This window comes from Acetobacter aceti (assembly GCF_002005445.1).
GTDB classification, from domain to species: Bacteria; Pseudomonadota; Alphaproteobacteria; order Acetobacterales; family Acetobacteraceae; genus Acetobacter; species Acetobacter aceti_B.
Genome location: NZ_CP014692.1, coordinates 3,225,968 through 3,249,764 on the forward strand (window position 1 = coordinate 3,225,968; position 23,797 = coordinate 3,249,764).

At 55.9% G+C, this 23,797-nt stretch carries 21 protein-coding genes and 3 pseudogenes; 9 read left to right on the forward strand and 15 right to left on the reverse strand.

Annotation, left to right across the window (positions count from 1 at the left end; all coding sequences use genetic code 11):
- Nucleotides 1-90: 90 nt before the first annotated feature.
- From A0U92_RS14700 to A0U92_RS17495, 5 genes and pseudogenes are all read left to right on the forward strand, one after another.
- Complete coding sequence (locus tag A0U92_RS14700; protein ID WP_077813810.1) at nt 91-3,213, forward strand: bifunctional [glutamine synthetase] adenylyltransferase/[glutamine synthetase]-adenylyl-L-tyrosine phosphorylase; 3,123 nt, start codon at nt 91-93, stop codon at nt 3,211-3,213.
- A gap of 100 nt (nt 3,214-3,313) precedes the next feature.
- Nucleotides 3,314-3,793: a thioredoxin-dependent thiol peroxidase gene (gene bcp, locus A0U92_RS14705; RefSeq protein WP_077814492.1), complete on the forward strand. Its 480-nt coding sequence runs from the start codon at nt 3,314-3,316 to the stop codon at nt 3,791-3,793.
- A gap of 163 nt (nt 3,794-3,956) precedes the next feature.
- Nucleotides 3,957-4,355 (forward strand): hypothetical protein, encoded by a 399-nt coding sequence (locus A0U92_RS14710; RefSeq protein WP_077813811.1) that lies wholly within the window; start codon nt 3,957-3,959, stop codon nt 4,353-4,355.
- Between the two features lie 15 nt (nt 4,356-4,370).
- Nucleotides 4,371-4,613 (forward strand): hypothetical protein, encoded by a 243-nt coding sequence (locus A0U92_RS17490; RefSeq protein WP_149026487.1) that lies wholly within the window; start codon nt 4,371-4,373, stop codon nt 4,611-4,613.
- Nucleotides 4,614-4,849: 236 nt separating this feature from the next.
- Nucleotides 4,850-5,023: pseudogene (locus A0U92_RS17495) on the forward strand (transposase); the annotation flags it as partial.
- On the opposite strand, the gene A0U92_RS17850 reads toward A0U92_RS17495, so the two are convergent.
- Nucleotides 4,941-5,180: a hypothetical protein gene (locus A0U92_RS17850; RefSeq protein ID WP_187668980.1), complete on the reverse strand. Its 240-nt coding sequence runs from the start codon at nt 5,178-5,180 to the stop codon at nt 4,941-4,943. The pseudogene A0U92_RS17495 and the gene A0U92_RS17850 sit on opposite strands and share 83 nt — an antisense overlap.
- A 60-nt stretch (nt 5,181-5,240) precedes the next feature.
- Here A0U92_RS17850 and A0U92_RS14725 point away from each other — a divergent pair, with 60 nt between their 5' ends.
- Complete coding sequence (locus A0U92_RS14725; RefSeq protein ID WP_077813814.1) at nt 5,241-5,429, forward strand: hypothetical protein; 189 nt, start codon at nt 5,241-5,243, stop codon at nt 5,427-5,429.
- A gap of 199 nt (nt 5,430-5,628) precedes the next feature.
- Nucleotides 5,629-6,001, forward strand: a pseudogene (locus A0U92_RS14730) (IS5 family transposase); the annotation flags it as partial.
- Here the strand turns inward: A0U92_RS14730 and A0U92_RS18665 are convergent.
- The 7 genes and pseudogenes from A0U92_RS18665 to A0U92_RS18375 all read right to left on the reverse strand — a co-directional run.
- A pseudogene (locus A0U92_RS18665) lies at nt 5,997-6,194 on the reverse strand (DUF3363 domain-containing protein); the annotation flags it as partial. The pseudogenes A0U92_RS14730 and A0U92_RS18665 overlap by 5 nt on opposite strands.
- Entirely contained in the window at nt 6,182-7,162 is a 981-nt protein-coding gene (locus A0U92_RS14740) for an IS481 family transposase (protein ID WP_408736088.1), read from the reverse strand. The gene A0U92_RS14740 and the pseudogene A0U92_RS18665, both read right to left, overlap by 13 nt.
- Nucleotides 7,163-7,628: 466 nt before the next feature.
- Nucleotides 7,629-7,763 (reverse strand): hypothetical protein, encoded by a 135-nt coding sequence (locus A0U92_RS18465; RefSeq protein ID WP_257788154.1) that lies wholly within the window; start codon nt 7,761-7,763, stop codon nt 7,629-7,631.
- Between the two features lie 314 nt (nt 7,764-8,077).
- A complete protein-coding gene (locus tag A0U92_RS14745) occupies nt 8,078-8,896 on the reverse strand; it encodes an aldo/keto reductase (protein WP_077813815.1) in 819 nt (272 codons plus the stop codon).
- Nucleotides 8,897-9,235: 339 nt separating this feature from the next.
- On the reverse strand, nt 9,236-10,048 hold the full coding sequence (locus A0U92_RS14750) for an IclR family transcriptional regulator (protein WP_077813816.1): 813 nt from the start codon (nt 10,046-10,048) through the stop codon (nt 9,236-9,238).
- Nucleotides 10,045-11,364 carry an MFS transporter gene (locus A0U92_RS14755; protein WP_077813817.1) on the reverse strand — a complete coding sequence of 440 codons (1,320 nt, stop codon included), beginning with the start codon at nt 11,362-11,364 and terminating at the stop codon, nt 10,045-10,047. The genes A0U92_RS14750 and A0U92_RS14755 overlap by 4 nt, the downstream gene beginning before the upstream one ends.
- A gap of 293 nt (nt 11,365-11,657) precedes the next feature.
- Nucleotides 11,658-11,984 carry a hypothetical protein gene (locus tag A0U92_RS18375; RefSeq protein ID WP_236748172.1) on the reverse strand — a complete coding sequence of 109 codons (327 nt, stop codon included), beginning with the start codon at nt 11,982-11,984 and terminating at the stop codon, nt 11,658-11,660.
- On the opposite strand from A0U92_RS18375, the gene A0U92_RS14760 reads away from it, so the two are divergent.
- Nucleotides 11,983-14,220, forward strand: coding sequence for a TonB-dependent receptor (locus A0U92_RS14760; RefSeq protein ID WP_236748173.1), 2,238 nt, complete (start codon nt 11,983-11,985; stop codon nt 14,218-14,220). The genes A0U92_RS18375 and A0U92_RS14760 overlap by 2 nt on opposite strands.
- A 345-nt stretch (nt 14,221-14,565) precedes the next feature.
- Here the strand turns inward: A0U92_RS14760 and A0U92_RS14765 are convergent, their stop codons facing one another.
- Genes A0U92_RS14765 through A0U92_RS14795 form a run of 7 tightly spaced genes read right to left on the reverse strand, consistent with a single transcriptional unit; the run spans nt 14,566 to nt 21,497 of the window.
- Nucleotides 14,566-14,982, reverse strand: a complete 417-nt coding sequence (locus tag A0U92_RS14765; RefSeq protein ID WP_222927829.1) for a hypothetical protein — start codon at nt 14,980-14,982, stop codon at nt 14,566-14,568.
- A complete protein-coding gene (locus A0U92_RS14770) occupies nt 14,972-16,117 on the reverse strand; it encodes an NAD(P)/FAD-dependent oxidoreductase (RefSeq protein WP_077813819.1) in 1,146 nt (381 codons plus the stop codon). Before A0U92_RS14770 ends, A0U92_RS14765 begins: the two co-directional genes overlap by 11 nt.
- On the reverse strand, nt 16,114-17,520 hold the full coding sequence (locus A0U92_RS14775; protein ID WP_077813820.1) for an NAD(P)/FAD-dependent oxidoreductase: 1,407 nt from the start codon (nt 17,518-17,520) through the stop codon (nt 16,114-16,116). Before A0U92_RS14775 ends, A0U92_RS14770 begins: the two co-directional genes overlap by 4 nt.
- Nucleotides 17,513-17,848: a (2Fe-2S)-binding protein gene (locus tag A0U92_RS14780; protein ID WP_077813821.1), complete on the reverse strand. Its 336-nt coding sequence runs from the start codon at nt 17,846-17,848 to the stop codon at nt 17,513-17,515. Before A0U92_RS14780 ends, A0U92_RS14775 begins: the two co-directional genes overlap by 8 nt.
- A gap of 25 nt (nt 17,849-17,873) precedes the next feature.
- Entirely contained in the window at nt 17,874-18,587 is a 714-nt protein-coding gene (locus A0U92_RS14785) for an SDR family NAD(P)-dependent oxidoreductase (protein WP_077813822.1), read from the reverse strand.
- 15 nt (nt 18,588-18,602) lie between these two features.
- Nucleotides 18,603-20,156 carry a hydantoinase B/oxoprolinase family protein gene (locus tag A0U92_RS14790; protein WP_077813823.1) on the reverse strand — a complete coding sequence of 518 codons (1,554 nt, stop codon included), beginning with the start codon at nt 20,154-20,156 and terminating at the stop codon, nt 18,603-18,605.
- A gap of 42 nt (nt 20,157-20,198) precedes the next feature.
- Nucleotides 20,199-21,497 (reverse strand): NAD(P)/FAD-dependent oxidoreductase, encoded by a 1,299-nt coding sequence (locus tag A0U92_RS14795; protein WP_077813824.1) that lies wholly within the window; start codon nt 21,495-21,497, stop codon nt 20,199-20,201.
- A gap of 170 nt (nt 21,498-21,667) precedes the next feature.
- Between A0U92_RS14795 and A0U92_RS14800 the strand changes: the two genes are divergently transcribed.
- On the forward strand, nt 21,668-23,725 hold the full coding sequence (locus tag A0U92_RS14800) for a hydantoinase/oxoprolinase family protein (protein WP_077813825.1): 2,058 nt from the start codon (nt 21,668-21,670) through the stop codon (nt 23,723-23,725).
- The last annotated feature ends 72 nt before the right edge of the window (nt 23,726-23,797 follow it).

Genomic DNA, 23,797 nt, shown 5'->3' on the forward strand with positions numbered 1-23,797 from the left:
TCCGATCATTCCGTAGAGCCCATGTCGCGACGCACCTCTTCTTCCCAGATCCGCTCCCTGACGGACCGCAAGCCTCCAGAAAAGGGGGCAATGCGTCCAAACGATGGCACGCCGCAGGAGGTTCCTCCCTCCGCCGCCGCCAGATCCACCGACCGTGCCGGGAGTGCAGGCTGGCGGGGCCGCAGACGCACGCTCTCCTGGCCGGATCTTGCATGGCCGGATCCCGCTGCCCCTGAAGCTCTGGCGCGGTTTCTGGACGACCTTTCCGAGCGCTGGCGGGACGCCAAACTCGATGTCGCCCTTCTGGAAAAACCCGGTGTGCCTGCCCTGCTGGCGGCCATCGGCGGCAACAGTCCCTATCTGACCGAGCTGGCGCTGCGGAATCCCGTCGATGTCGAGACCCTGATTCTCAACGGCCCGGACGCCTTTGCGGACACCACCTTTGACGCCCTTGATTCCCTGCCGCCGGATATCGACCATGACACGCTGGCCCGCGCCATGCGCGACGCCAAGAACCGGATCGCCCTGACCTGCGCGCTGGCCGACATCGGCGATTTCTGGTCTCTGGAAACCGTCACGCAAACGCTGTCGCGCCTCGCCGAAAGCACGCTGGACGCCGCCGTCAGACATCTGCTGCGCTCCGCATATGACAGGGGACGGCTTTCCCTGAAAGATCCGGCCCGTCCCACACGCGGGAGTGGCTATGTCGTGCTGGCGATGGGGAAACTCGGGGCGCGCGAACTGAACTTCTCCTCGGACATCGACCTTGTCGTGCTTTTCGACGCGGATCTTCATGCGGACCCCGATACGGCCCGGCAGACTTTCATCCGCATGACTAGCGACCTTGTGCGTCTCATGGAAGCACGCGACGCGAATGGTTACGTTTTCCGGACCGATCTGCGCCTGCGCCCGGATCCCTCCGCAACACCTCTCGCCGTCTCGCTGCCCGCCGCCATCGCCTATTACGAAAGTCTGGGCCAGACATGGGAACGCGCCGCCATGACCAAGGCGCGGCCTGTCGCGGGAAACATCCGGCTTGGGCGCGAGTTCCTGACCGCCATCCACCCCTTTGTCTGGCGGCGTCATCTCGATTTCGCCCTGATTGACGACATTCACGTCATGAAAGCCAAGATCGACCAGCACCGCAAACCGGGCCGCGCCGGGCTGGCGAAGATGGCTGACAAGATGTTGACTGACCCGGATGAAGGCGTCCGCTGGCTGCTCGGTCACAATGTCAAACTTGGCGAAGGCGGCATCCGCGAAATCGAGTTTGTCGCGCAGGCGATGCAGCTTGTCTGGGGTGGCCGGACGCCGAGCCTGCGCGATCCGACCACGCTCGGCGCGCTGCGGACCCTCGCCCGCTCAGGTCATATGCCGCGGGAGGAAGCCGAAACTCTTGCCCGCGCCTATCGCCTGCTGCGGATTGTCGAGCATCGGGTGCAGATGCGGGCCGACCAGCAGACCCATCAGCTTCCGGACACGGAAGAGCGCTTCAACGCGCTGGCGGTCTTCCTCGGTTATGGTAGCGCGGGAGACTTCGCGCTGGACCTGCTGCCGCAGATGCGGGCGGCCCGGCGGATTTTCGAGAAGCATTTCAGCACCCCGTCTCGTGAGATCCGTCCCGAGGAAGCCCTGCTCGATCTCGGCTCGGATGAACTGCCCGCGCGTCTCGGGGAACTCGGGTTTCCGCAGGATGGCTGTGACGACGCCGCGACGATCCTCAGCCACTGGGCCGGCAACAGTCGCCGGGCGCTGCGTTCGGACCGCGCCCACGCGCTGCTGCGGGGGCTGATGTCGGACCTGCTCGCCAGCTTCATCGCCCGACGCGATCCGCTGGCCTGCCTGCGCCATTTCGACACGCTTCTTTCGCGGCAGCGCGCCGGAGTGCAGCTACTCTCGCTGCTGGAACGCAACCCCGCGCTGATCGACCGGATCGCGGCGATTTTCGATGCCTCCCCCTTCCTTGCCAACCATCTGGCGGACAGTCCGTCCGCACTGGAAGGTCTGCTGGAGCTTCAGGAGGAAGAGGAGGTCAACCTGCCCCCTGCCGCCACCTTCGCTCCGGAACAGGTTCGTCTGCTGGCGGCGGAAAAGCCGGATTCCGAGTTGCTGGTCACCCGCCTGCGTCCTGTCGTTCGCGCCGAGGAGTTCCGTCTTTCCGTCGCCCGGCTGGAAGGGCGTCTGGACGAGGACACGGCGGCGCAGGAGCGTACGGATGTGGCGGATGCGGTCATGACGGCGCTTCTCAACAGCGTGTTCCGGGCCCATCGGGCGCGTCACGGCAAGGTCGAGGGTGGCGGCATCGCCGTCATTGCGCTGGGCAAAGCCGGGTCGCGGGAAATGATGGCCGGCTCCGATCTCGACCTGATGATGATCTTCGACCATCCTGACCATGTGACCGAAAGCACGGCTCTGTCCAAAGGAGATGGCCGCACCCTGACCGTGTCACAATATTATCTCCGCTTGGCGCACAGTTTTATCGGTGCCCTGACCGCGCCGGATTCGGAAGGACCGCTTTATCCGGTGGACATGCGTCTGCGTCCGTCCGGCGCTGCGGGACCGGTCGCCGTCTCACTCTCCGCCTTCCGCCGTTATCACGCGGAAGAGTCCTGGACATGGGAGCGCATGGCGCTGACTCGGGCGCGGCTTGTCACCATCACGGGAGAAAACGGCCTCCGGACCCGTCTGAAAAAATCCCTGCGTGAAGAAATCGGGACGGCACTTTCGCCGGACGCACGCCGACCGGCAGAGAAGGTCCGGGAAGACGCCGCCGCCATGCGGACCCGCCTTGCCCGCGATCTGCCGCCTTCCAGCCCGTGGGACATCAAACGCCGACCGGGTGGCCTGATGGAGGTGGAGTTCATCGCGCAGGCGCTTCAGTTGACATCGGCGTCTGCGCGGGTGCGCTCTCCGGTGACCTCACAGGCCTTTGAACGGCTGGCCAAAGCCCGTCTGCTGTCTGCGGAACAGGCGACCATTCTGCTTGAAGCGGATGAGCGGTGGCGAAGTCTGCAAAGTGTTCTGCGCCTGTTGTGCGGGCCGAAGCCGCCTGTTGATCCGGCTCAGGAACTGCCCGCCGCCACGCTGGACCTGCTGTGTCGGACGATGGATGTGCCGGGGGTCTCGACTCTGCGGGAGGAAATCGAAGGGCTGGCGGAGACCGTGCGGGGACTGTTCACGCAGTTGATCGGTCCTGTCGCAGACCCGGGCTGATCCGGACGATGTCGCGGCCCCTGAGTCGCCACGCTCCGCAGGAATGGCGTTGTCTCTGAATCAGGTTGCAGCATCTGATCCGCTGAGGCAGGCTTGCTGCATGAGCACAGATTCAATCAAGGTGGGCGATGCTGCCCCTGATTTCACTCTTGAAGCCAGCAGGGGCCGCAAGGTTTCGAGCGCTGATCTTTCGGGCAAACCTTACCTGCTCTATTTCTACCCGAAAGCGGATACGCCCGGCTGCACCACGCAGGCCTGCGGCATTCAGGAAGCCCTTCCCGCTCTGGGAAAGCTGGACCTCACCATCATTGGCGTCAGCCCCGACCCTGTAGCGAAAATCGACAAGTTCGCGGACAAATACGGTCTGGAATTTCCTCTGGCCAGTGATCCTGAGCACGCGTTGGCGGATCAGTATGGCGTGTGGGTTGAGAAATCGATGTACGGGCGGACCTATTTCGGCATGGAGCGCAGTTCTTTCCTTGTTGGCGCTGATGGCCGGATCAAGGCTCTTTGGCGTAAGGTGAAGCCCGCCGAGCATGTGGCGCTTGTTGAAGCCGCTGCGAAGGATCTGCACGGATAGGCGGCACAGAATGATGCAGCCGCCATTACACAGTTTTCATGTCGTCGTGTGGCAACGGCAATAAATTCGCCCACAATTCGCCACGAAAACCGGCTTTCATGCGTCTCATAAAAGGATAACCAGCGTGGCTTTCGCGCTCCGCTCATGATCCGGGACACATGACATGAACAAGTATTTTCGCTCTTTCGTCGCCATTCCTGCCCTGATCGGCCTTGTAGCCGGCTCCGCCGCGCTGCCTTCACCTGCACATGCCCAGCCTTGGGGGGGCGGTGGTCCGCGCGGCGGATGGGGATGGGGTGGTGGCCCTCGTGGTGGTGGCTGGGGCGGCGGCCCCGGTCGTGAGTGGCGGCATCATGGTGGCGGCTGGGGTGGTGGCGCCCTCGCAGGCGGCATCATCGGTGGCATGGCTCTGGGCGCTGTCGCCGGGATGGCTATGGCGAATTCACCGCCACCGCCTCGTGTGATCTACGCGCCGCCTCCGCCGCCAGTCTATGTGGTGCCGGCTCCTTACGCGGTCATGCCCGCCGGACCAGGCTACGGCGCCTACTACGGCGGCTGGTAGAGGCAATTCGGCGATATGATGCACGCGCCCGTCGATCACCGCCGTGATCCATGCGGGCGGGATATTTGCCCGCGTGGCGGCCTCGGTGACATAGGCATCGAACGGCGCGGCCCCGCCTCTGTGGTGCGGAGCAGACGCGGCGGCATGGAAGCAGGCAGGTGGATCATGATGATGTCGTTCTCGTGGAGGCGTCCGACAGGGACGGCCCGACACAGGAAGGCTGTCAGGAAGTGGCACTGCCGGGATGGTCGTTTTTGACCCCCTCTGAAAACGACCATTCCCCGATCGTCGCCTCCTGCGCGCTCCGACACGCAGAAGCCACCGTACGTATGATCGAAAAATCTGCGGTAGAATCGAAGGATTTATGTCTTAGGCAGGATCACGGGTGAATTTGCGCGTCGATGGCAGTATCGTCGGGTGACCAGCACCCTGTCAGATACGCGGCCTGCGGTTGCCCCCGCCCGCCTGCCACGTCAGAACCGTATCCTTCTGATATCAGCGATGAAGAATGGTTGTTGATTATCCCGTATCTTCTTCTGATGAAAGAAGACGCGGAACAACGGCATCATGATCTGCGGGAACTGTTCAACGGTCTTCGGTATGTGATCCGTTACGGTATTGCCTGGCGGGCGATGCCGAACGATCTTCCGCCGTGGACTGCGGTGTATCCGACGGCGGCACCACCAGATACAGCGTCGCCGGGTGGCTGCCGGCGACAAGGTCGCGGATCCGCCAGTCGCAACGACGGGTCACACCTGATAATCGCACCCACATTCTGATCGTCGTGATGGCATCGAAATTCATCGTCATTGACGACCGCTGCACGCGATTTCACGGGAGATCCTGACTTTACGAGTCAAATATCTGTGGCAAATCCCGTGCGCCATGAAGCACGCGAACGATACGTACCTCGTCGATCTACCTCATCCGGACACGATCGAACTGGTCCGCGTGAAGGCCGAGCTTGAGGGCGAGCGGGCACGCCGCGAAGCTGTGGAATCCGACCGCGACCATTGGCGCGAAATCGCGCAAAAATTAGCTCAACCACGGTCTCGGAAATGGTGGTTTTGGTAATTGATTTGATACCTATAGTCTGTAGACTCAAAGGCACCTTAATCACACATTTTGCCCCGAATGACTCGCTATCAGGCAAAATATGTCGCCAACAAAGCTTACGGCGTGTCTTCAGTTAAGTCCTGAGTGTGGCGCGTGAGGGTTGTACTTTCTGTCTGCCTGTGGTGTCTGTTTCCCCGGTTTTGAGGGAGATGGATGAATGCGGCGATACGGTTTGCGCGACGACCAGTGGAAGCGGATAAAGGATTTTCTTCCCGGTCGGGAAGGTCATGTTGGCGGCACTGCGGCGGACAACCGTCTGTTTGTGGAAGCCGTGCTGTATCGCTATCGTGCAGGCATCCCCTGGCGTGACCTTCCTGCCCGTTTCGGAGACTGGAAAAACATACATCGCCGTCTGCGCCGCTGGTGCGAAAGTGGTGTGATTGAAAGGATCTTTCGTCATCTGGCAGCAGATCACGACAACGAATACATGATGATCGACAGCACGATTGTCCGGGCGCCCTGAAAAAGGGGGCGCAGATCAGGCCATCGGACGGTCACGAGGCGGACTGACAACAAAAATTCATGTCGTCCAATGACGGGATCGGTGATATTCTCCCCCACCAGCACCCAGGAGGACGTGGCACGGTCGGTCTTCTGCTCCGTCAGACACCGATGAATGCGCTTGATGATATCATTGCGCTCACTGATCTCCCGCAGCGTGGCTTCCGCGCTCTCGTCCATTCGCCAGCGATCTGGTCCGACCTGATGCGCTAGTTGTTTAGTCCCGTATTTTGATGGTGCGGGTTATGTATGAACCGTGATGGTTCTTTTTCCCACTGCTGGCAAATGAATTCATATGGAGTGAGACCGCGTAGCGTCTTGAGCCTTCGGGCGAAATTGCAGGCCATGACGAAGTCCGCGAGGTGCTGACGCAACTGGTCATGTGTTTCATAATAGAAGCGTTTGACTGTTGCCTCCCTGATCGTGCGGTTCATCCTCTCAACCTGGCCGTTGGTCCATGGATGCTTCACCTTTGTCAGCCGATGCTCGATACCGTTTTCGTCGCACACCCGATCAAAGATAGGGTGGAAGGCGTATTTATGCCGTGTCTGACTGGTGAACTGGATGCCGTTGTCGGTCAAAACTGTATGGATGGCATAAGGGACTGCTGCGATCAGGTTCCGCAGAAAACCTGCGGCAATCATTTTTCCGGCTTCCCGGTGCAGTTCGACAAAGGCGAATTTGCTGGTACGGTCTATCGCGACAAACAGGCGCAGCTTACCCTCCGCAGTCTGCACTTCAGCAATATCAATGTGAAAATAGCCAATCGGATAAGCCTTGAACTTGCGCCTGGGTTTTTTGTCTCCCGTCACCTCGGGTAGTCGGCTGATCCCGTGTCGTTGCAGGCAGCGATGCAGGGATGATCGCGTCAGGTGCGGGATCGTCGCCTGGAGTGCGTAGAGGCAGTCGTCCAGCGGCAGCAGCGTGTGACGGCGGAAAGCAACGATGATCGCCTCATCCTCAATGCTCAGCACCGTCGAATGCGCGTCTTTGGGGCCGGTCGGCAAATCACCGACCGCAGTGCGCTTCTTCCACTTCGCAACCGTCTTCGGGTTTCCGTCAATCTGCTTGCGAGCCTGGTATTGCTTTGGACCGCGATAGTAGATTCCTCTTTGCAGAGGTCTGCCTGTCGCTGGGTCTCGATTTTCGGATTTTGAGGTTGCTTCAGACATATCCAACACCCCCACCATTTTTAGATGGATGGCGCAGAAATAGCGCAAAAAACCTAATTATTAGGTAATGGAAACCAAAAAATCCAATAAAATCAATGGCGTCCCGTAGGGGATTTGAACCCCTGTTGCCGCCGTGAGAGGGCGATAAGTAGTAGCTAAATAGCTGGGTTGTTCTGATCAACATGTTGATAACATAGTATTTAATATCACTAACTGTCACTGGATACAACTGGATATCACATCAGGGTGGGCCCACGATGGGCCCAAATAGTTACCGCCCTTTTTGGTTGTCTAACTACATCTCTGTGAGTTGGCGCTGCTTCAATTGAGGGTGTGAGTGGGGTGCCATCGCTCACCAACACACACATATTCCAATATCCACCGTTTCAGAATGACGCCACCTCAATCCGGTGCGATCCCGCGCGTCCAAACCACAAAAACCCAAAAATTCACGCAAAATACTCAATCCCGTGAATAAGATGGGTTAGAGGGCCAGACTGCGGGCGCGGTAATCGCCGATAAGGCTTGTGACACCGATTGGTTCCGCGAACAGATTGCTGTCATGAACGCAGAGACTGTCACTCAGGCAAAACGGAACCGCAAGGTGTTCATCCCGCACGGCCGAGCTCTTTACAACCATTGCAACCGTATCGAGCGATGTTGGACAGCGGAATGCACCGTTGGGGATTGGCTGAGACGGGCTCAAGCAATTACTCGACGATGGGGATGAGGCTGGCGAATATCGTCTTTAACATGCGCCGCTTGCTGTTTCTTGAGCGGATCAGCGCCGTGGGCTAGAAAATCCGAGCGAAATACCCCTCTTTGATGCCAGGCGCAGAGCAAAATTCATCACATAGAAAGCGGAATCATCAGCCGTTGTCTTCAGAAATAAGGCTAATCGATTTAAGCAAGAGTTTTTCAATTCTTTCATCTTTAAAAATCCGCTGTCATTGGATCAGGACCAATCCGTCCGTTCATTCGGTCCATACGCGCGATAACCGCCATATCCTGATCATCAAGTTTGAAGTCGAATACTGCCAGATTTTCGTCCAGACGCGACGGAGTGACAGACTTCGGTATCACAATGAATTCGTTTTGAATGTGCCAGCGGATGATAACCTGCGCGGCGGTTCTTTCATGTTTTTTCGCAATGGTCGCTATGACAGGACTGTTCAGTGTCTGACCCTGTCCAAGAGGACTCCATGCTTCCGTAAGGATTCCATGTTGCTTATGAAAATCCTGCAGGGAATGCTGTTGAAACTCGGGGTGAAGCTCAATCTGGTTGATGGCGGGTGTAATTCCCGTTTCGGCGATCAGGATTTTGATCTGGTCCGCAGTGAAGTTGGAGACACCGATAGCGCGAATACGACCTTCATCACGCAGACGGATCATCGTACGCCAGGTTTCGGCATAAAGGTCTTTCTTTGGAACAGGCCAATGAATCAGGTAAAGATCAATGACATCCCGTCGTAATTTCAGAACGCTCTGGTCGAACGCTCGCAATGTTGAATCGAAACCCTGATCCGCGTTCCATAACTTGGTGGTCAGGAAAATCTCAGGCCGGTCTGCGAGTGCTTCGCCTACCCCCTCTTCATTCCCGTAGATTGATGCCGTGTCGACTGCCAGATATCCTGCATTGACGGCGTAATGCACGATCGATGTTGTCTTTTCAGGGGGAGTTTGCCACACCCCCAAACCAACCTGCGGCATATCAATGCCCGCGTTGAGGGAAAGAAACGGTTGCTTGACCATGTGGATTGTCTCCTCGATTATTGGGACGATATTATCTTATCGCCTGTGGTCATGTCGCCATCCGGTTCTGGAATACCTGATATAGCAGATCGACTTTTAGAATAAGATGCGACAGAGTTTGTCATATCAAAAGACATAATCAAAAAAAGTCGCTCATGCCGTAGAAATGCATTTACTTACTGTTTCATGATTGTTGGGTTACAGGCATGGTGATATGGAGAGACTGCGGTATTTTTCTGATGAGACTTGGAAAAGTAATCGCCACACGAAACAGAGGTTAAATTTGCAAAATGGGAAGTATATCGAAAAATTATTGATTTATAAAAATATGGGAGACGGTTACACGTTTTCGGCGATAGAGGTACCGAGTCTCGTGATGAGTAGATGAGCATCGTCTTCGGTCATGGATGCTGTTGGTTTGGAGACCGTGATGGCTGCGGAGCAACTGCCGTCACTCTCACGGATCGGCATGGAGACCCCCGACACGCCGTTGATGACGGCATTCCGGCGATAATCGTAGCCCAGTTTCTTCACCTGATCGATGCATTCATGAATTTTTTCCAGATCCAGCCCGAGCTCGCCATAGCGATGCTGGTTCGCAGCGATGATCGCCATCCGGTTGTCCGGTTCCTGACAGGCGAGAATCACCATTCCTCCGAGGCCATATCCAAGTGGAAGACGACCACCGAGTCCATCGCTTCCGAGAATTGGCAATGCGCTATCGGTGATGGCCATGTCGGTGATAATGGCATCAAGTCCTGAACGTTCGAGCAGAAATGCCGAAGCGTGAAACTCCTTGGCCAGTGCGACAAGATACGGCTTCCATTGCTGAATCCGTTCCACAGGTGTCGTTCTGCGGTGTCCCAGAGAGAAAGCGGCCGGTCCAAGACGGTAACGTCCACGCTGTGTGCTCTGCGTCACGAGCGAGTGCTTGCGGAGCGCAAGGAGTGTGCGATGAACGGAAGATTTTTCTGCCCCAACGATTTCAGCGAGATCCCTGAGCGCCAGCCCGCGCCTTCCACACTCACCGAGGGCGATCAGCACCAATGCGGCACGATCCGAATTTTGCGAGTATTGCCCGATATTATCCACTCGCAGTTTTTCATCCTCGGATTCAGAAAGATTCGCCGAGAGCCGATTCTTCAGGATCATGATCGGGGATTCTCCGCATTGATCGTGCGTTCCGGATGAGTCCAGGCGCAACACAGTGCTCCAATGATACCAGCGACGAGCGGAAGGCTCAACGCGGCGCTCCAGCTCCCGGTTTGCTTGACGATATAGACCATGGCGATCGGGGCGATACCGCTCGCGGCATTGCCCCAGCAGGTCGTCCAGCCAGCAAGCATTCCTGTCTGAGTCCGCGTAAGGTCCTGAACGGATGTCCAGATGGAAATCTGGGATAAGCCGGAAAAGGCCAGAGCCAAACTAAAGACCAGAATCATCAGGGTTGTGCTGTCAATCAGGTTTCCAACGACTGCCAGTCCACCACAGCACAGTGTCCCTACGATCCCCATCGGCGTGCGGGCCCACCATATGGAACCCGTGCGTTTGAGGATGTGATCCGCAATCATTCCGCTGACAAAAACCGAAACGTAGAGGAAAAGCCAAGGCATGGAATAGAGCCATCCCATGGAAGTGTAACTCATATGGCGGTGTTGCATCAAATAGAATGGCATAAGCACCAGAAAAAACGATTGAATCGTCAGCAGGCACATATAATGCAACCCGATGGCCCAGAACTGGGTGGAGCCGAGCAGGCGGGTAAACTGAAGCCAGCCTTTGTCCTGTTTTCCGGTTAGGTCAGGAGCGGGAAGGGGCGCAGAAGCCGGACGATCCCGGACAAAGACAAACCACAGAATACTCCAGAGCACACCGGCCACGCCATAGACGAAAAAACTGAGTTTCCAGGAATAGCGTTCTGTAATCTGTGTAGTCAGCGGTCCACCGACCACGGAGCCCAAGTAAAGAAATGCGAGAAGAACGGAATTTGCTCTGGCGCGGCGTCCGGGAGCAAACCAGTTGTTGATTGTCACGATACTTGATGACCAGTCAGGAGACTGGCCCGCTCCCATGAAAAGCCGCACAAGCATGAAACCCAGAAAAGATCCGGCGAAAGGGGTCAGGATCGTCGCGAGAGACCATGCGAGGCAGCCTGCGAACAGACAGATACGCGGCCCAAAACGGTTGACCAATATACCGGTCGGAACCTGAAGGACGGCATATGTCCAGAGAACGCAGGAAATAATCATCGATATTTCGACGAGAGAAAACCCGAACTGCCCCTGAATGCGAGGAGCGGAAAGTGTCATGGCCTGCCTGTCCAGCGACATGAGAAAATTGATCGGCGCAATCAGACCAAAAAGAATCAGCCACGATTTTCCCTTCTGGTCTTCCGATGCCCTGGGGAGTTCTTTGGTGCCAGCTACTGTGCTGGGGCCATGGTCGCATGTTGCCTGCAAAGTCGTCACCTTCCAGATCCTTTAATGATGAGGGACCGATTGTTCGCTGGTTGATATCTAATGCCTGGATACGTTGGTCCCAGGACCGGGGACTGGTTTCGGTCACTACATTACGAACATTCTCTTGGTTCTACACGATCAAATAATTTCGAATTCGATATATCAGCTATCTCGCCTTAAGGTGCTATCCAAACCGGCATGGCGGGATTTGAAGCTGTCATCGGGTCGGCCCTTCTGAATATCAGTTATATTGTTTCATTAAGCGGCATTATCAGAGATATATTTCGGTCACAAAACGACAGTCAGGCTTGCCGACGAGATGTGAACCGCGTCGGCAAATTGGCAGGGCGCGTGCGATAAACTTGAGAAATATCGCTGGTTAACATTCTATCAGATTTAGAAATGGAGAGATTTTCAATGAGACTATTACGAAACTCAAGCGGCTTTCCGACTATTTTTCTTCTGCTGGCATCCTGCATGCTCACGCCAATGGTCGCCTTGGCCGCGTCCATGAAATCGAAGAGTACTCGAAGTGTTGCGACACACGTTCCTTTGGGTGCCAAAACATCAGCTGTTACACCTCCCCAACCTTCCAAGGCGCGAACGACCAGATCAACGAGGACGGTCATGCAGTCGAATCCTGAGCAGGTTCACGTCACTGGCATGCATCGGATGGCTGGCGGTCTCATGAAGCGACAGACGGCACCGGAAGCCACCAGCTCCATCACGGCAGAGGCTATTGCCCGGAAATCTTCTATTGCGTCTCCTCTGCAACTCATCGCAGCCATGCCAGGCGTCAATTATGGTACGCAGGATGCTTTCGGGTTGAGTATCCGCAACACGATCAGCCTTCGCGGATTCCAGCAGAATCAGTTGGGTTGGACGATTGAGGGTGCGCCTGGTGTCGATCAGGCCTATTATCTTCCCTATTCGGAAACTTATGCTGATAACGAAAATCTTTCTGACATCACGCTGATTGCCAGCACCTCGCGCATCAATGATCCCGTGCAGACCGCCTCTGGCGGAGAAATGATCGAGACCGTGCGAGATCCGTCCAAGAAAGCTGGCGGCATGCTGTCCTATGCCGCCGGGTCTTACCGTTCGCAACGGGTGTTTGGACGTTTGGAGAGCGGCTATCTCGGTCAGTCGGGTGTCCGTGCTTTCGCTTCCGCGTCCTACACGGCCGCCGATCTTTTCGCGGGTTCAGGGCGCAGCAACAGAACGCATGTTGACTTCAAGCTGCTCAAGGAATGGAATGGCTGGGGGAAAAGCAGCCTCTTCGTGTCCTATAATGACTGGAAAAACGCGCGTAGTAACCCGTATACCCTCGCCGCCTATGAGGCTGCGGCTGCCGTCGATAATAATTACTCCGCTGGTAATTATTCCTCGACCTATACTGCCGGAAAGACGACGAATTACTGGAAAAACTACATCTATCACCGGAGCAGTGTGCTTATTTCGTTCCAAAACGAGTTTTCTATCGCAAAAAATCTGAAATTGCATGTTACTCCCTATTTTCACTGGAATTTCTCGAATAGCCCTGGACAGACCTCACTCTCTCCATCCTCGCTTTATGCCGGTGATCGGAAGGTCACGATCGACACAAATGACGTAACACTGGTCAACGGAAAGTTTGATGCGCTAGCCAATACTGTACAGAAAGAATATGCGGAAGGTGTAAATGCCTACCTCCAATATGATCCGATCCGAACCAATCATTTGACATTTGGTTACTGGTTCGATCACTGGAATATGGATGCTATTTCCGGTGTGACACCTCTGGACATTAACGGTAATGCATCAAGCTATGTTGGTGGCGGTCTTCTCCGGGCTACTGACGGCAGTTTCATTGGCGGAACAAAATACAAAGTATCAACAGACATAAACGAATTTTATATTTCTGATACTCAGACATTTTTGAATGATCGCCTGAAGGTGACGGCTGGGGTCAGGGAAATGATGTTCTATATATCCGGAACCAATGGACTGTCCGGTCCGCAAAACCATTTTTCACAGGCAATCACGCAACCTATGCCGCGTGTCGCAATATCCTATCAGATCAACAAAGAAATGCAGGTCTATATCAACGGCATGACGAATGCGCGTCCGCCTGTTCCGCTTTCGACCTATCCGAACATCTACAACACGTCGACCGGCGCAATCAGTCAGCAGGGCAGGAACTCCAACCCGATGGAATATACGATTAGTGAGGAAATAGGTTTTCGTTACTATGGCCTCTTCAATCTGGATGTCGCGCTTTTCAATGCTAATCTGACGAACCATCAGGTCACCACACAGGCCTTCATCAATGGTGCTTCAACGAATACGTCTATTTCCGCCGGCGGAGAGACCATTCGTGGTGTGACCGCAGAAGTCGCCCTGCGACCTATGTATGGTCTGACACCTTACATCAATGGGCAGTATCTCCACGCAACGATGGATAATGATTTCAAAACTGCCAATGGATATCTGCCAACAGCCAGAAAGATAGCTGTCATGAGTCCGAAATTCATGGCAACAATAGGAATGAACTATAATCACGGTCCATTTTTCGCCAATCTCTCGTTCAAATGGGTCGATTCCCAATACTCGACTTTTATGAACGATCAGTCGATGCCAGCGTTCAAAACCGTTGACCTTGGATTTGGCTATCGTTTTCCAAAGTGGCTGGTTTTGCAGGAGCCCACTCTTCGTCTCAATTTTATGAATCTTAACAATGGAGCTTATCTGGGAGGTGTCAGCACTATAACACCCAATGCCAAGGCGACCCGTGCCACAAATGGCAATACCGTAGCCGCCTCTACACCTGCGTATTTCCTTGCTGCACCTCTGACAGTTGTGATGAGTGTCTCATCATCTTTCTGAGAAGATCTTGAAGAACATGGACGAAATATTTCATTATTATGAGAATGCCGGACCATGAAACAGAATTTTTTCCTGTTCATACATTAATGTGGCGTTTGTAACCTGACAAAGGGGTGAAATGAAGAACCATCGATTGATATGTTGGCAATCTGCTTTCAGTTTTGACAGGTAACGATTGATGGTACTCGTCAGCAATAGTCCGTTCGATCCTCATGGTGCCGAGGATGGGTTCCATCTGTGATGTTTGGTCGGATAATCATGCGAGCGGAGAAATAGACTATAACTTTTTCAATTATAGAAAATATTTTTCGAAAACTATTGTTAAGAATGTTCGAACTTATCGGTTCACGTCAGACGTTTGCGAAACAGCGAGACTGCTCTGATGTCAGACATGTCATCTGAATAATCAGTATTATATCCGCTGAGATGTCCATCATTGTTGACGATTGTATTGACAGATCGAATACCAGATGCGGACTCCCTCAGATCGTCAAGGAAAGGGATGCAGCTTTCCTTGAATGGCATGGAAATTCCCGCGCCACGTATCCCAAGTGCACGAATGCCTTTCACGGCGGCACCAATATCGTCTGTGGTACACGCTTTGTAGAGATAGTTCAGACCCAGACGGCCATAGAGGTGGTTGTGAAATCGTGTGCCGAAATTACCCGGTCGACCAGCAAGAGAAATGCACAAACGAGTTTCACGATTGATTCCGTCTCTGTAAGGAAGAACTGCCTCAGCCATACTGCCTTCATCTTTCATTCGTGTCTTCCTTTCGATGTTCAAAGCGCCCGATACCGAGTGCGCTCACGGGCCATTTTTCATGAACAGATGTTTCGCCAACGATCATGTCGGCAATAATGGCGCCGACAACAGGAACAAGAGCGAAGCCGTGTCCTGAGAAACCGTAGCAGTAGAATATTCCGGGCAATCGTGAGGAGGGGCCTATAATCGGTAGATCGTCTGGGGTTCGTGCCTCGATCCCTGTCCAGCATCGGGCAATCCGTACTCCAGCGAGTTGTGGAAACAAACGGAGAGGCGTGGTCATGCCAGTCGCCAGTGCGTGAAAATCCACATATGTACGTTCTTTTTCTACATCCGCCTGCCCCTGCAGGCCTCCGCCAATAAGAAGGCTACCAGTCCGCGTCTGTTTCAGAGAGAGCGCCTCTCCGACACAACCAATGACCGGTCCGGAAAACTCACTGACCTGTTCGGTCACAGTCATCATTGATGCTTTTACGCCCGCAGGAACTTTCTCCCCAACCAAGCCCGCTAACGCAGCGCTCCAGGTGCCCGCTGCGATGACGACTGATGCGGCGACAAAAGTCTCATAATCGGTATCAACACGCCATTCGAGGCTTTCTGAAGCAAGTGCATTCACTCCACGGCCTTCGAGCAGCAATACACCAGCGCTTTCAGCGGCGCGGCGATACGCGTTGACGGTCAGATGCGGGTCGGCTGACCCGTCATCCCGCGCATAGGAAGCGCCAGAACAGTGAGGGGCAAGCGATGGCAGCAGCGTGTACAGAGATGCTTTGTCAAGCATCTCTTCGTGTGTGTACCCGGCCTGTTGCAGACTGTTTACACGCTGGGCTTCATGGGCAAGATCAGTTGGATTTTCAGCGATACGGACCTGCCCGACCTGTTGAAAACCACAATCTTCACCAAGGGAATCAGCCAGACTACGCCACAGTTCCAGAGAGTGGAGTGTCAGGTCGAGTTCCCGCCGGTCGCGGTTCAGGGCCCGGATACCACCGGCATTGGCGGTGGATGCATGACGTCCGATCCAGCGACGTTCCAGCACGGTGACCGAAACGCCGCGCCGTGCCAGTTGCAGGGCGCAGGACAGCCCGTGCAGGCCGCCACCAATAACCACGACATCAATTGTGTGGATCACTGGATATCGCTTTCATGCGAAAGAGAGGCCAATTCACCAAGTTTCAGAGGTTTGAAAGGTGCGCGTACACGAAACAATCCCAGTTCCGCAATACTTCTGTTGTGAGTCGAAGCAAGCAGCACTGAAAGCGGCAATGCGCATTGTCGTCCCTGACAAGCGCCCATTCCCGTACGTGTGAATGCTTTCACCTGATCCGGCATGCCGGAGCCGGTAAGGGCGGCGCGGCGGATTGTCCCGGCATTCACGGACTCGCACCGGCAGATCATGACGTCATCCGCTGGAGAAAGCTGTTCCAGCCGCAAGCGTGAGAGCGTGGTGACAAGTGGCCGCACGCTCATTGCCTGACGAAACTTCTTCCGATGAAAATGAATTTTCGTAGCCAGAGCTTTCTCGTCAGCATGTCCGGTCTGCATCGCGATACGCAGGGCGGCAAGAGCTCCGCTGTGCAGTGCCGCATCCGCTCCGCCGATCCGCGCAGCATCCCCGGCAACAAACAGACCCGGTACAGTGGACTCACCCCAGTCATCAAGGATGGGCCGGAAACACATCTCCGTTTCGTCCCATTCCACACGTCCACCGGCGGCCAGAACAGGATGTACTCCGGGGATCAGTCCCTCGTGAACCATCAGAACCGCGGCATCGACATGATGCGTGATGCCTTTGTGATCCGTAAAGGAAACTGCCTCGAGTTTCCCGGAGCCACGCGCCTCGATCTTTTTGACATCACGGAAGGTCCTGACGTGACAGAAGTGAATTTTTGCCAGCCGGACCAGACCTTTTGCGATCTGTCCGGGACACTGCCATATCGCTTCAGGGAGGGTCTGCAACACTCTAACCCAGGATACTGGTGCACCGGTTTGTAGAATTCCCGCGATACTGCCACCGGCAGTAAGAAGCTGTGCCGCATACAACGCGATCAGCGGCCCCTGTCCCGCGAGCCAGACCGGTTCACGAGGTACGACGCCAGAACTTTTGAGCAGAATCTGTCCTGCCCCGACCGTCATCACGCCGGGAAGTGTCCAGCCTCTGAAAGGCACGGTCCGTTCCTGCGCTCCCGTGGCGAGTACGATTTTACGTGATGTCAGTGTGAAGGAATTTCCATCGACGTCCGTGATCAGAACCTGTCCGGAAGATGTGATCTCCCACGCTCGTGATTGAGAGAAAAAATGGATGCCAGAGTGTCGGAAACGAGTCAGAAAGCGCGAGGCCTCGCGTGCCGTGACGCCGGGAAGCCGCCACCACATCCTTGCTGCCGGCCCGTCGATGCCGCGCCAGACCTGCCCGCCGGGAGCGAAATGCTCTTCAAAAACCGCGACGTGCAATCCCGCACTCGAAGCCACAAGGGCTGCACTGATTCCGGCAGGACCAGCACCAATCACGACAAGATCAAAAGACTTAGCCACTGTTTTTCGCCTGTCCCTGGCAGGAGATATCCGGTAGAGGACAGGGGCCGTTCTGACGCTGGATACTCATCCCGTCACGTGCGGGGATCAGGCAGGTCCGAAGTGAGGCCGCACCATCAATGATCGCCACGCATTCAAAGCAGATGCCCATCATGCAGTAGGGTGCGCGTGGTCGCCCGGCATGGTCGTGTCCTGTCGCTCCGTCACACGTTCTCAGAAGAATGGCGGCGACACTTTCGTCTGCCAGCGCCGGTACGGTCTGCCCATCGACTATCACCCGGATATTGGTCGGCGGTGCAAATCGGCTCCGTGAAAAATTCACAATCATTGAAAAATCGCCACGTCCATCCTGATCATGCCATATCTTCGTCCTGACAGGTAAAGCAGAGTTCGGAAACGCTGGCGTTGTTGGGCAGATTGAGCGTAGCCGATACCATGGCGGCGATATCTTCGGGTTGCGTCATGTCTTCAGGACGCCATCCTGCCACCTTGCTGGTCATGTCAGTCGCAACGTAGCCGGGACAGACCACGATTGAACGAATGCCATCCGCCCACCCCGTGCGTCGCACTGCCGCGGCAAGACCCGTAACGGCGAACTTGGAGATGGCGTAGGTAGAAGACCGTGGTGACTTCACACGCTTTCCGGACATCGACGACAGAAGCACGACGCGCCCCTGACCGCCTGCCACGAGAGCAGGCCATGCTGCTTTCACCAGTCGTGTCGGCGACCGGACATTGATTTGCAGCATCTGTGCAAGATCCTGATCATCGGTCTCCAGTATCGACCCCGGGATCGAGATGCCTGCAGAGGCGATCACGGCGTCGATACGATCGAAATGGGTGAGCGTTTCCCGGACCCATGCTGCTTCTGTAGCTGGATCGGTCGCGTCATGAAAACACGCGATATGAGGCGCTCCCAGAGACGCCATTGCTGTATTTCGCAGTCCTGCGCTGATCAGCCAGCCATCTGCCGCAAGCCGGGATGCGATCGCCGCCCCGATGCCGCGGGACGCTCCGGAGATCATGACAACACGGCCTGCGGACGGGGAGCGTTTGGCTTGCGACATAATAGAACGTCTCCCTCAGGCTGCTTCCGGCTCACCATAACCGCCGCCGCCGGGCGTTACGATCTCGACGATATCAGACGGAGCCAGCATGGCGTTTCCGGCCGTCAGTGGCGCCGTGCAACGGATCTGTGCGTTTCCGCCTGAGCCGCCACCGTGCAGACCCCATGGCGCCGTTGTGAGCCGCGACATGCTGATTGCGACCTGACATTCCTCTTCGGCCCGGTAGACCCGGCGAAGTCCCATGCCGCCCCGGAATTTACCGGCGCCTCCCGAACCATCGACCAGTTCGTAGCGCAGTACTGACAGCGGATATTCCGTCTCCAGCGCCTCGATCGGCAGGTTGGATGTATTTGTGAGGTGAACCTGCACGCCGTCCAGACCGTCCTTGTTGTAGCGGGCGCCGTTTCCGCCTCCGATTGTTTCCAGATAAATCCAGAACTTGTTGCTGCTACGTCGACTGCCACTGAATGTCGCAGACACGACCGAGCCATTGGACGCTGCGGTGATCGTCTTAGGGCAGACCGAAGCAAGAGCCGCAGTAATCACGTCCACAACACGCTGACAGGTCGAAATGCGCCCCATCACGGCCGCAGGCAGGGCACAGCACAGGATCGTACCTGATTCCGCCTCGACATGCAGAGGTCGTGCGAGACCTGAATTGGGCGGAATTGAGGGATCGACGATGGCCTTGATTGCGTAATAGACGGTTGCAAGAAGCGCTGAGCGTGTCATGTTGAAATTCGCGCGCACCTGCTTCGGACTTTCAAATGAAAGCGTCATTTCGTCGCCGGCGATGGTGATGACGCAGGAGATTTTGATCGGTTCCGGGTGATCAATGGTTTCGAAAAGATCCCCGGCTGTATAGGTTCCATCCGGAATCGTGGCGATTCCCGCACGCATCTTGCGTTCGGCATAGTCCTGCAATTCGAGTCCGGCGCTGACGACGACATCCGATCCATATTTCTCGCACAGGATACCAAACCGGCTCACACCGAGCCGGTTTGCCGCCATCTGGGCTCGCAGGTCGGAAACGCGCTCGTCCGGAACCTGACAGTTCAGCAGAATGAGATCCTGAATGTCCTGCTGCAACGTGCCGCAACAATAAAGGCGCACAGGTGGAATGCGGATTCCTTCCTGAAAGATATGAGCATTGCCGCGATCAGCGAAGTCCGAATGATGCGCCGTGTTGATGGCCCACGCGACAAGCTTTTCTTCAACGAAGATAGGCTCCGCGAGAACGATGTCCGGCAGATGTGTTCCTCCGCCGAGATAGGCGTCGTTGCCGATAAATACGTCGCCGGGAGCAATGTCCTCCAATGGGTAGCGCGCCATGACAAGAGGAATGAACTCGATGAACGAACCGAGATGCATGGGGATATGTTCTGCCTGACACAGCGTATGGCCGAACTGGTCAAAAAGCGCGGTCGAACAGTCCCGCCGTTCCTTGATGTTCGTGGAATAGCTTGTCCGGACCAGCGCTTCTCCCATTTCGTCAACGACGGAGGAGAGGGCGCTTCCGATGATCTCCACGGTAACGGGATCAAGCGACTTGCGATCAAAACCTGTCATCACGGGTATTTTCCTGTTTCGTTGTTCATGGGGAGGGATGCGCTATCGACCGAAACGTTCGAAAGCGAACGGGGTCGGATCGACGGAGGTACGTGTGTTCACGACAATTTCGGAAAGCAGCTTTCCTGCGCCGGGTCCGATGCCAAAACCATGCCCGGAAAAGCCGACGCCCAGCACCAGTCCGGGAATTCTCTTCGAACGTCCAACGATGGGAACGGCGTCCGGCGTCACATCGATCAGACCTCCCCAGCGTTCCACTTCGCGCATTGTCCGGAATGCGGGGAAATCACGCTTGATGATCCGAACTGCCTCATTGAGATATTTGTGCGATGGTTCCGGATCAAGCGTGCGTATCTGTTCGAACGGCGTCACGTTGTCTGCCGTCCATTTTCTGGCCATACGCCATTCATCAAGAAAACGTCGCCCGACCCGCAGCCGTAGTTCCTTTCGCGTCTGTAGATAGGAACCGATGAATTTCGTGAACTGGCGCAATGTGTCGGGCGTGATGTCGGACACGCTCACGTTGCGCCTGCTTATATTGTAACCTCCCTGTATATTCTTGCGGAATGCGAAGTCGCTTCCGCCGACGCTCTCCTCCGGAGCGCCTTCGACATTATCCACTCGCATGACGCTGCCGAGCACGTTGAGGGCAGGGAGGTCGAGTTCCTCATTACCGGCAAACAGGCGTGACCACGCGCCACCGGCCAGGACGACAGTGTCGCAGGCGATGGAACCTCGTTCAGTGATCACGCCGCAGACTTTGCCACCTTTTCTGTCCAGCATGCGCACTGCGCAATGTTCCAGAATGACAGCGCCATGTTCACGGGCTGCCTGCGCGATGGCGGGCACCGCTTTCGTGGGTTCCGCGCGTCCGTCCGTCGGACAGAACAATCCACCCTTGAAGAGGCGCTGGGAGCCGCCCGCCATCTCTGCGGTCTTCGCGCCGTCGGTGACAACCGTGCGGACCTGATAGGTATTGGCGATATCTTTCCATGCCAGAAATTCATCGAGCTGCTTCTGATCGTCGCAGGCATAGAGAATTCCGCACTGCCGAAAACCTGTTTCACGTCCGGTCAGTTCATTCATCTGCCGCCAGAGGTCCAGACTGAGCAGGCCAAGCGGGAGTTCCCTTTCGTCCCGTCCCATGACGCGGGTCCATCCCCAGTTCCGGCTCGACTGCTCGCCTGCAATATGCCCCTTTTCGCAAAGTACGACCGGCACACCGGCACGCGCCAGAAAAAATGCCGTGGTTACTCCAATCACACCGCCGCCGATCACAACAACCTGTGTAGAACGGGGCATCTGATCGTCTGACTGAATGAGGTCAACCTTAGGCGCCATGATTACCGGTCCCTGAAATTCAGCACGCCACCGTGCTACATCACAATTCGTGACACGCTCTCCGGCAGTTGTCTCTACATAGCTGATATTTCAAAACCCGTCTTATTACTCATGCTTTCACAGTTGTAGCCTAGGTCTAGTGTTAATGAATACGAGTTGGAGAGCAGACTATGGCCTGGAGGCTTGGGGTTGATTCCGGAGGCACCTTTTGTGATGTCTGCCTTTATAATGTAGATACGAAACAATTTTCGATCTGGAAGGTGTCTTCGACTCCTGACGATCCGTCCCGCGGCATTCTTGCCGGTGTAACCGAGGGGCTGGATACGGTTTCGGCCGGACCGCCCGATGTGAGTTTTCTCGGACATGGGACCACGGTCGGCACCAATGCTGTCATCCAGCATAAAGGCGCGCTGACGGGTCTTATTACGACGGATGGCTTTCGGGACCTCCTGGAAATCGGTCGTCAGCAGCGACCAAGTCTCTACGATACGCAGGCGGACAAGCCCGAAACACTGGTTGCGCGAGCTTTACGCTTTGAAGTGCCGGAACGGATTCGGCATGACGGTACCGTTGAGACGGTGCTCGACGAAGAGAGTGTGAGAGAAGCTGCGCGCTCCCTCAAAAAAGCAGGCGTCAAGGCAGTGGCGATCGGCTTTCTCTACGCTTTTGTAAATCCGGCCCATGAAAAGCGTGCGCTTGAGATCGTTCAGGAGGAGTTTCCGGAAGCCTTTTCGTGCGCCAGTCATCAGGTGGCACCGGAATTTCGCGAATACGAGCGTCTGTCGACAACGGTGGTCAACACATATCTAGGCCCCGTGATGGAACTCTATATCGCGCGGCTTGGTGCTCGTCTGAAGGAACTCGGTCTGGCTGTGGCGCCGCGAATCACCCAGTCGAATGGCGGCGTGATCAGTTTTGATCTCGCCCGTGAACTACCGGTGCGGACGGTGCTGTCAGGCCCGTCAACGGGTGTCGTCGCAGCACAGGCGATTGGTCAGGCAATCGGTATTCCCAACATCATCACCTTCGACATGGGAGGCACCAGCACCGATGTCGCACTTCTGAAGGATGGTGTCTGCCGCCTCACGGGCGAGGCGGAAGTTCACGGCTACCCCGTCAAGGCGCCGATGCTCGATATTCACACGGTCGGCGCAGGTGGTGGCTCTCTTGCCTATCGGGACAATGGCGGGCTCCTCAAGGTTGGTCCCCAGAGCTGCGGTGCGTTTCCGGGGCCTGTCTGCTACGATCAGGGGAACCTCACGCCATCCACCACGGATGCCAACGTCGTGTTGCAGACTCTCAATCCGCTGTTTCTACTGGACGGACGAATGGCGATTCGGCGTGATCTGGCTCTGGAGCGCATCCAGATTCTGGCCGACGAGCTTGGCATGGACGTCATGGAAACGGCACAGGGGATTCTCTCGGTCGTGACTGCGAACATGGCGCGCGCCGTGCGGGTGATCAGCGTCCAGAAGGGACATGATCCCCGGGATTATGCGTTGATGGCGCTCGGCGGTGCAGGTCCGCTTCATGCCGTGCGCCTTGCGCGGGAACTGGACATGAAGCGCGTGATCGTGCCGCTGACCCCCGGTGTCATGTGTGCTCTTGGCCTTCTTCTGACCGATCTGCGCGCAGATTTCTCTGCGACCCGGATTATGACCGCGAATTCCGCTTCACATCGTGCCATGTCGCGGATTTTCGCGACCTTGATGGAGCAGGCGGAAGAGTGGTTTGCGCAGGAATCCGTGCCCGATGACGACCGACGCATCAAGCTGAGCGCAGACATGCGTTATGTTGGTCAAAACTACGAATTATCGGTGGACGTGCCGGATGCGGCTACGACCGTTACGGAGCAGTCCGTTGATGTGATGGTTTCGGGATTCGTGACGGCGCACAAGATGCAATATGGTTTCGCATCCGAGACCGATCCTGCGCAGTTCGTTACGTTTCGCATAGAGGCCAGCGGGAGGGTCGACAAGGCTTCGTTCATTGCGTTCGAGAATGTCGGACCAGATGCGACGGGCGCCATCATCGGGGAGCGAGATGTCTGGTTCCCGGAAACGAAGGGTTTTGTATCCTGTCCTCTCTATGACAGGAAACTGCTCAAATGCGGCAACCATATCGCCGGTCCTGCCATCATCGAACAGATGGACGCAACGACGGTGCTGCCTCCCGGAACCAGGGCGGTGGTTGAACCCCACCTCAATCTGATTGTTGAAATCGGATGACAAGACGATGAGGAATATCTGTTATATTGAGACATATATTTCGATATAAGCAAATATCAGGTGTATAAACAG

Bases quoted from the DNA above. Each gene is read 5' to 3' on its own strand.
- A0U92_RS14700 (WP_077813810.1), top strand. From the start codon at position 91: ATGCGTCCAAACGATGGCACGCCGCAGGAGGTTCCTCCCTCCGCCGCC.
- A0U92_RS14790 (WP_077813823.1), bottom strand. From the start codon at position 20,156: ATGACAGGTTTTGATCGCAAGTCGCTTGATCCCGTTACCGTGGAGATC.
- A0U92_RS14785 (WP_077813822.1), bottom strand. From the start codon at position 18,587: ATGTCGCAAGCCAAACGCTCCCCGTCCGCAGGCCGTGTTGTCATGATC.
- A0U92_RS14765 (WP_222927829.1), bottom strand. From the start codon at position 14,982: ATGAAAGATGAAGGCAGTATGGCTGAGGCAGTTCTTCCTTACAGAGAC.
- A0U92_RS14750 (WP_077813816.1), bottom strand. From the start codon at position 10,048: ATGATCCTGAAGAATCGGCTCTCGGCGAATCTTTCTGAATCCGAGGAT.
- A0U92_RS14740 (WP_408736088.1), bottom strand. From the start codon at position 7,162: ATGGTGGGGGTGTTGGATATGTCTGAAGCAACCTCAAAATCCGAAAAT.
- A0U92_RS18375 (WP_236748172.1), bottom strand. From the start codon at position 11,984: ATGACCGTCCTCGTTGATCTGGTCGTTCGCGCCTTGGAAGGTTGGGGA.
- A0U92_RS17490 (WP_149026487.1), top strand. From the start codon at position 4,371: ATGATGCACGCGCCCGTCGATCACCGCCGTGATCCATGCGGGCGGGAT.
- A0U92_RS14760 (WP_236748173.1), top strand. From the start codon at position 11,983: ATGCAGTCGAATCCTGAGCAGGTTCACGTCACTGGCATGCATCGGATG.
- A0U92_RS14725 (WP_077813814.1), top strand. From the start codon at position 5,241: ATGAAGCACGCGAACGATACGTACCTCGTCGATCTACCTCATCCGGAC.
- A0U92_RS14745 (WP_077813815.1), bottom strand. From the start codon at position 8,896: ATGGTCAAGCAACCGTTTCTTTCCCTCAACGCGGGCATTGATATGCCG.
- A0U92_RS14800 (WP_077813825.1), top strand. From the start codon at position 21,668: ATGGCCTGGAGGCTTGGGGTTGATTCCGGAGGCACCTTTTGTGATGTC.
- A0U92_RS14795 (WP_077813824.1), bottom strand. From the start codon at position 21,497: ATGGCGCCTAAGGTTGACCTCATTCAGTCAGACGATCAGATGCCCCGT.
- A0U92_RS14710 (WP_077813811.1), top strand. From the start codon at position 3,957: ATGAACAAGTATTTTCGCTCTTTCGTCGCCATTCCTGCCCTGATCGGC.
- A0U92_RS14780 (WP_077813821.1), bottom strand. From the start codon at position 17,848: ATGATTGTGAATTTTTCACGGAGCCGATTTGCACCGCCGACCAATATC.
- bcp (WP_077814492.1), top strand. From the start codon at position 3,314: ATGAGCACAGATTCAATCAAGGTGGGCGATGCTGCCCCTGATTTCACT.